The organism is Corynebacterium sp. MSK310, assembly GCF_030227355.1.
In the GTDB taxonomy this organism is placed as follows: Bacteria; Actinomycetota; Actinomycetes; order Mycobacteriales; family Mycobacteriaceae; genus Corynebacterium; species Corynebacterium rhinophilum.
In genome coordinates this window covers 1-709 of sequence record NZ_JASPFZ010000051.1, presented here as the reverse complement: position 1 = coordinate 709, position 709 = coordinate 1, and the positions used below count along the sequence as shown (strand labels likewise).

The following is a 709-nucleotide window of genomic DNA, read 5'->3' as shown; positions in this document are numbered from 1 at the left end:
TCCTAGAGGCAGCAGGTATCCCACGGTCGACATTTTTCTATCACCAGAAACGACTCAGCGAGCCAGATAAGCACGCTGCGATCAAGGACGCGATCCTAGAAATCTTCGAGGCTAACAAGCATCGCTACGGCTACCGGCGGGTGTTGCTGGACCTGCGTAACAAGGGCTGGGTGGTCAATCACAAACTCGTCTACAAACTCATGCGTCAGATGGGTCTTCGAGCCAAGATCCGCCAACGCAGGCCGTATGTTTCCTACGCAGGAACTATAAGCCACATCGCTGACAACAAACTCGACCGCAAATTCACCCCAGACACGCCAAACACCGTCTTTGTCAGCGACGTCACCGAGTTCAGGGTCGCAGGCCGAAAAGTGTATTTGTCACCGGTGATGGACTTGTTCGACCGCTCAATCGTTGCTCACACCGTGGCCACATCGCCGACGGCAGCGTTTACTGCCGATTCTTTGTCCAAGACGATCGCAGCCTGTGCACCGAAGCCTGGGTGGATGATGCACACCGATCAAGGATTCCAGTACCAGCATTCCTCCTGGCGTAACCTGATCGGTGACAACGGTGGTGTTCAGTCGATGTCGCGTAAAGCCAACTGCTACGACAATGCAGTAATGGAGAACTTCTTCGGGCACGTAAAGACCGAGATGTACCACGGGGAAGTCTTCGACACCGTCGAAGACTTCAACCAAGCGATCGA

The 709-nt window shown here is 54.2% G+C and carries 1 protein-coding gene; it reads left to right on the top strand.

The annotated features are described in order from the left end of the window. Positions 1-709, top strand: a 709-nt coding sequence (locus QP891_RS11690) for an IS3 family transposase (RefSeq protein ID WP_284817085.1), incomplete at both ends; no start/stop codon positions are given.